This is a genomic window from Cupriavidus sp. 8B (assembly GCF_054589115.1).
In genome coordinates this window covers 1-4,439 of record NZ_BAAILO010000248.1, presented here as the reverse complement: position 1 = coordinate 4,439, position 4,439 = coordinate 1, and the positions used below count along the sequence as shown (strand labels likewise).

The window sequence follows — 4,439 nt, the reverse complement described above, 5'->3', positions numbered from 1 at the left end:
CTCGACTGCGCACGCCACGGCCGCCGAGAACACCGAGTTCCTGCTTGCGGCGGACCAATCGGAAGCCATGAAGGAGCCGGAGGAACTCGCCCCCGCACTGGCAGTGCTCAACTTCGATCAGTCGGTGCGCGGCCTGTCTCCAGGTGCGCCAGTCGATTTCCGCGGTGTGACCGTCGGGCAAGTGCGCTCGATCGGTATCGAATACCAGCGTGACAAGAAGGCCTTCCGCATGCCCGTGGTGGTGGAACTCTATCCGTCTCGCATGGGTCTGCGCGAGAAAGACGTGGCTGACGACACGCGCAAGCTCGCCATCGTGCATAGCCTGGTACAGCGCGGCATGCGTGCGCAGTTGCGCACCGGCAACCTGCTGACCGGCCAGCTATATGTGGCACTCGATTTCTTTCCGAAGGCGCCTCTGCCGGCTGATCTGGACCTGAACGCGTCGCTGCCTGAGTTCCCCACCACGCCGGGCACCTTCGACGAGCTGCAAGCCAAGCTTGGCGACATTGTGACCAAGGTCGGTAAGGTGCCGTTCGACCAGATCGGGCAGGACGCGCGCACGGCGATGGTGTCTATGAACAAAATGCTCGTCAACGCGGACAAGCTCGTGGCACAGGTCAATGGCGATGTGGCACCAGAGGTGCTCGCCGCGCTGAAGGATGTGCGCCGCACGCTCGCCACGGCCAATGGCGCGCTGGCGCCCGACGCATCGCTGCAGCAGGATACGCGTCGGATGATGCAGGAACTCACGCAAACGGCAGTCTCGCTGCGCACGCTGACCGATTATCTCGAGCGGCATCCCGAAGCGCTCCTGCAAGGCAAGAGGGAAGAGAAATGATGAAACGTCTGACGATGCTTTTTACACTGGCCGCCGCGGCCACGACCATGATGAACGGCTGCGCGTCCCCCGAGGCGCGCTACTACACGCTGGCTGCCAGTCGCTCCAACGCCGCGCCGGCCGTGACAGGGCGAGCCAGCCATAGCGGCGACCCGTTATGGATCGAGGTCACGCCGGTGCGCGTGCCCGAGCGGCTGAACCGCATTCAGCTGGTGGTGCGTGACGGCACCAGCGGGGGGGTGAAGCTGTCCGACACATCGCGCTGGACGTCCCCATTACCCGACGAGCTACGCGATGCGCTGTCGCAGCAACTGCAATCGACTCTTGATGCGGTGGATGTCTACCGGCACGGCCTGTCGGCGACGCATCCGGCCTTCCGGGTAACGACCGAGGTGGTAAACCTCGACGCCAATGTGGGCAAGTGGGCAGCGGCGACCATCGCCTGGACCGTGCGGCGACTGCCGGACGGCAAGGTTCTGAGCGGCCGCACCGAAACAGAGGTGCCCGCGCCCGGGCAGGTGGAGGGCGTGGTGAATGCGTATCGGGAGATTCTCGCGGCAACCGCAGCGGATATAGCAGTCGGCGTGCAATCGCTTAACCGCTAAATGTTACCCATGACGCATATTATGCGGTATGGCGCGGCGACCAACCCGGCATATCGCACCGATTAGGTGTTAGCGACATAGCCAAATTTGTGAGGGGCGTCGCCTGACCAAAGGCGGTTTCCAGTTGAAATGAAACTGGATGACACCAGCCCGGCGGCTACCGAACACTTCAGCCAGACAGGAGGCCAACCCTCCCCATCGACGCCAGAAGAGCTGGCAGCGTTCGTGCGCAGCGAGACCGCGAAATGGGCTGAGGTGATCAAAGCCGCCGGCATCCAGCCGGAATAGCCCTCGGCGGCCGGAGAATACTCGGCCGGACAGTCGTGGCAGTGCTGGTATTGCATGGACCAGGACGTCGAAGATGACCAGATCCAGTTGATTGGCACCTGTCACGGCCAGCGCCAAGGGAGCACCGCGCAAACCTTTTCGATCACCGGAACACTCGGGCACTTACATCGGGTGCACATCGGCGCACGCCTGCGCCCAGGCTCAGCTTGAAGGCCTAAGGGATAGGTACGTCGCTTCAGCATGGCCACCCTGTGGCAAAAGTCAAAAGCGACTCGGACCAATGCCGGGAGTCGGAGCTTTCGGCACTCAGCGTCGAACCGTATCAAAAAATATGGCGGACTCCTGCTGCAACGCCGATCATCGATGTCTGCCCGACCCCTGGCGCGTAACTGTTATTCAGAAAAAGGCTTGCCCCATAGCCCGACGCTGATGATTCGAGCATCAATCCGGCGTTCCGCGCATAGGCTGTGGACAGATATAGATCCGTTCTCTTGCTCAAACTATATCTCGCCATAAAAATCAGTTGCCAAGGATTCGCGACCGCAGCGTTGCCGTTCAGACGCCGGATATTCTCGTAGTCATACTCAAGCGTCAGCTCGACCACGGGAGTCAATTGGTAATTCGCGCCCAACCAGTAGTAGTCATCGCGCAGGACTGTTAAGCCATTCTGATCCTTGTTTTGCCCCCAACGATACCCACCCATTAGCTTAGCCTTGCCATCGAAGGTAAAGCTCGCGGCGACCGCTGCGCGCTTATTGGTACCACTGCCCTGAGCGATTGACGGGTTGTATTGATCGTAGTCCACCGTGAAGCCGAACGCGCCAGGCATATAGATCAGTGCAGCACCATACCCAGTGTCAGCGCGGAACCGCCCCGGCATCTCGCCATTGCCGCCGACCATGACTTGCTGTGCAAACGGACTGGTAGGTGGCAAAGATACGCCGACACCAAAGGACCAATGGGCAATCGCTGTCACAGGCCCTGCTGCGGCCGCATACTGGACTGTATTGTTCTCCCGGAAGTTCGGACCGGCTATCACTGCGATCGGTTCATACTGAACTGCGTAGCTCGCAGGCATGAAATTGGCCAATCCCAAAAAGAGAGACGTGTACTGGCGCCCGAAGGTCAGTTGGCCGAAACTATTGCTGCGCAGCCCAACGTACGCCTGTCGATCAAAGAGTGTGCTCGGCATCTCCAAGGCCCCGGTATCGGCCTGGAACCCGCCCTCTAATACGAAAAGCGACTTCATCCCCCCACCCAGATCCTCCTCTCCCCGTAGACCCCAACGTGAGCCAGCAACGCCACCGGAGTTCATACGGACAACGCTATGTCCTTGCCCTGAGTTGTAAAAGTTCGTCGGCAACGGGACCGATCCGACCCGATTGACATACTCGACGTTGGTATCAACTACGCCGTATAGCGTAACACTGGACTGCGCCGAAGCGGGCACTGCGCCTAGCGCGAATACTGCGGACATGATTGAACGAATTTTCACCGTCTTGTCTCCCGTTGTAATAATTGTCATGCGTTGATAGCCGGAGCCCGCGTGCTCAGGCAAGCCGATGTCAGCCGAAGGCCCGCAACGCGGGAGGCAAGCCTTCTCGCAGCGGGCCGCCCACTCCCAGCATTGCAAGCGACTCTCGGACGATGTCGTCGACGGCTTCGAGCGGGCCGTCGTGCAGCACGGTGCGGTCGGGACGCACGACCGCGATCCAGCCGACGGGTGCGGCCCCCGGGATAAGCTGGTCCGACATGTCCTCCCAAGAATGTCCATCCTGCCGTTCGTGCGCCTCCTGCGGCCCATACTCGCCTTGCCCGCAATGGCGCAGCTGCATGATGACGCCGCCTGCCTGTCGCCATGCCGCCAGGAGGCTACGGTCCAGCGGCGGCGCGGGATCGCAGCCGAATCCCGCCAGCACGAGCCGCGCCCCGAGCACATCGTCGCTCGGCACGATGGGCGCGCCGGGCCCGCGGCGCACAAGCCCTTGCGGCAGCAAACCGCCGCGCACCAGCCTCGCGCGAGTCTTGCCGCGCTGAAACAGGCCGCGCCTGAAACGCGCTGGCGGCTTGATCTTCAGGTCCTCGAAGAAGGCTCGAGCCCAGGGCATGCGCTGCATCAGCGCCATCGTGCCATGGACGGCGAATGCCACCAGCCTGTTGCCCGGCATCACCAGCCGGCCCATCAGGAGCGCTAGATTGATGATGGAGCGGGCGTGTGGGCGCCGCTCGGTGTCGTAGGTGTCGAGAATGGCGGGCGTCGCCCTTCCCTGCACGACCCATGCTAGCTTCCAGCACAGGTTGGCCACGTCGCGCAGTCCGGCAACGAGCCCCTGGCCGACGAAGGGCGGCGTGATATGCGCGGCGTCGCCCACCAGGAAGGCCCGGCCCTTGGAGAAGCGATCGACGATGCGTGCATGGAACCGGTAGACCGCTGTGCGCTCGATCGTGATGTCCTCCGGCTTGCACCAAGGGGCGAGCAGTTCGCGGATCCTGTCCGGCGATTCCATCTGCTCACGCGTCTCGCCGGGCTGCAGCATGAATTCCCAGCGTTGCCTGCCGCCCGGGGCAACCATGTGTGGTGTAGGGCGGCGCGGGTCGCACAGGAATTCGACGTGGTCGATCGGGTTGGGCACGTTCAGCGCGTCGACGATCAGCCAGTCCTGCGTGAAGGTCTTCCCGGCGAAGGCAAGGCCGGCGTGGCGCCGCAC

At 62.4% G+C, this 4,439-nt stretch carries 5 protein-coding genes; 3 read left to right on the top strand and 2 right to left on the bottom strand.

Translation table 11 applies throughout. The features are described from left to right. The 3 genes from ACYP5B_RS23850 to ACYP5B_RS23840 form a co-directional block, all read left to right on the top strand. Positions 1-838, top strand: an 838-nt coding sequence (locus tag ACYP5B_RS23850; RefSeq protein WP_459571324.1) for a PqiB family protein, incomplete at its 5' end; no start/stop codon positions are given. Further along, positions 835-1,443 (top strand): PqiC family protein, encoded by a 609-nt coding sequence (locus ACYP5B_RS23845; RefSeq protein WP_459571323.1) that lies wholly within the window; start codon positions 835-837, stop codon positions 1,441-1,443. The genes ACYP5B_RS23850 and ACYP5B_RS23845, both read left to right, overlap by 4 nt. A gap of 129 nt (positions 1,444-1,572) precedes the next feature. Continuing rightward, complete coding sequence (locus ACYP5B_RS23840) at positions 1,573-1,731, top strand: hypothetical protein (protein WP_459571322.1); 159 nt, start codon at positions 1,573-1,575, stop codon at positions 1,729-1,731. A gap of 322 nt (positions 1,732-2,053) precedes the next feature. On the opposite strand, the gene ACYP5B_RS23835 is transcribed toward ACYP5B_RS23840, so the two are convergent. Further along, positions 2,054-3,256, bottom strand: a complete 1,203-nt coding sequence (locus ACYP5B_RS23835) for a porin (RefSeq protein WP_459571321.1) — start codon at positions 3,254-3,256, stop codon at positions 2,054-2,056. 40 nt (positions 3,257-3,296) lie between these two features. Next, positions 3,297-4,439, bottom strand: a 1,143-nt coding sequence (locus tag ACYP5B_RS23830) for an FAD-dependent monooxygenase (protein ID WP_459571320.1), incomplete at its 5' end; no start/stop codon positions are given.